This is a genomic window from Skermanella sp., from assembly GCF_059503625.1.
The window spans coordinates 1-1,670 of the sequence record NZ_JCACHA010001093.1 but is presented as its reverse complement, the minus strand read 5'-3'; the positions used below and the strand labels follow the sequence as shown (position 1 = coordinate 1,670).

4 protein-coding genes are annotated in these 1,670 nt (G+C 66.3%); all 4 read right to left on the bottom strand.

The window, feature by feature from the left end:
- Positions 1 to 505, bottom strand: a 505-nt coding sequence (acsF, locus tag AC5JJ6_RS39350; RefSeq protein WP_496047261.1) for a magnesium-protoporphyrin IX monomethyl ester (oxidative) cyclase, incomplete at its 3' end; no start/stop codon positions are given.
- Positions 502 to 813: a hypothetical protein gene (locus AC5JJ6_RS39345; protein WP_496047260.1), complete on the bottom strand. Its 312-nt coding sequence runs from the start codon at positions 811 to 813 to the stop codon at positions 502 to 504. The genes acsF and AC5JJ6_RS39345, both read right to left, overlap by 4 nt.
- A gap of 2 nt (positions 814 to 815) precedes the next feature.
- Positions 816 to 1,283: a photosynthetic complex assembly protein PuhC gene (gene puhC, locus AC5JJ6_RS39340; protein WP_496047259.1), complete on the bottom strand. Its 468-nt coding sequence runs from the start codon at positions 1,281 to 1,283 to the stop codon at positions 816 to 818.
- Positions 1,280 to 1,670 (bottom strand): photosynthetic complex putative assembly protein PuhB (gene puhB / locus AC5JJ6_RS39335; protein WP_496047258.1); only part of this gene is annotated, 391 nt, incomplete at its 5' end. The genes puhB and puhC, both read right to left, overlap by 4 nt.

Sequence of the window (1,670 nt, the reverse complement as noted above, 5' to 3'; positions counted from 1 at the left end):
ACTTGGGCTTGAAGTAGGTGTACTTCTTGACCTTGGTCAGGAAGCTCATGTCGACGCCGATCCCGAAGTCCTTGAGCGTATCGTTGATGAAGCCGGCATGGCGCGCTTCGTCGCGGCTCATGAAGCTGAACAGCTCGCGGATGTCCGGGTTCTTCACCCGCTTCTTGGTCTCGGCGTAGAGGACGCAGCCGGAGAACTCGGCCGTCAGCGAACTGATCAGGAAATCGACGAACTCCTTACGGAGGCCTTCCGGCAGGTCGTCGAGCATGTTGGTGAATTCGTCCGTGCGGGTGAAGTGCTTCTTGTTGTCGTCGCGCCGCAGTTCCTCCATGACGATGTCCCACTCGGCCCGCATCGAGCTGATGTCCAGCTTGTCCAGCGCGTCGTAGTCGGTGGTGTAGAAGCGCGGGCTCAGGATCGTGTCTTCCTGGGCGATCTGCGTGCTTTCGGTGGAGATCCTGGGCCGGCCGGCCGATATGGCCGGGGTGCTCTCGATAGCGGTCATGATGGCCTCCCAGCGGAGAATCCGACTTCGTACAGTTCGGTGAGTTCGAGATATCCGGCCAGTTGGGCGCGCAGGCGCTCCAAGGGGCCGGCATGGACGACGATCGCCGTCCGGTGGAAGAAATGCTGGGTGCCGAAGGGCAGGGCCGTCGGCGCGTCCTCGATGATGACTTCGTCGCCGGGGCCGACTTCGACACCCTCCAGATCGACCCAGGCGTGGACGCTGTCGGGCGTGATCTCGATGTCGACGGTGCAGGGCACGGTCACCGTGCCGCCCCCGCTCCAGCCGCCGCTCCAGTTGAGCGCCATGGTCAATTCCTCCCAGCAGTCAGGAGTTGCGCGAAGGCTTCGCCGTTGGTCGGCCCGAAGGCGTCCAGCTCGATCACCCTGCCGGTCTCGGGGTCTTCCAGCGAGATGCGGCCGTCGGCCCAGCGGGTCAGCATGAAGGGCGGCTCGATCCCGATGCCCCGGCGTTTCCGCTCCCGCGCCAGACCGCGTAGCGTGCCCCGGACGAAGCCGTTGGTCCCCGGTTCGACCGAGGCCGCGACCTTGCCGGTACGGGCGTCGGTCACCTGGATCGAGCCGTTCCGCATGTCCTCGAAGCGAAGCGAGCGGGTTTCGACCGCCGATGTCTCCGGCATCTGGACGGTGCCGAGACCGCTGATCCTGGAGATCGCGGCTGTTGTGACGGTGAAGGCCACCAGCAGCGCCGCTCCGATCAAGGCGCCTTTGGGGAAAATGGCCTTCGGGATGACGGGGTCGAGGTGGCGGGCGGTCATGTCCGGACCTCCGTCAATCCGGCGGTTCCGGCGGCCTTCCGGCGCTTCGCCGGCTGGCGGATGGGGGCCGTCGCGGCGTTGGCGCCGTTGGCCGCCGTCAGTGCCGGCGCCAGGATCGCCGCGACCTTAGCGGCATCGGGGATGGCGCGAAGGGTCGGTTCCGGGTGCAGCATCCGCCACGGCCGCACATGGGGCCACAGCAGCATCCAGGCGATCCGGTTGCCGGGCGTCAGGGCCAGCGGGATATCGCCGCTACCGTCGCTGCGGACCTTCAGCGCCGCATTGCCGACAAGGCGGAACGGGATGTTCAGGGCCATCGGAAAGGCGATGCCGATCCGCAGCACGATCCGCTTGCTGGTTATCGTATAGACCGACGCCCGCGCCGAC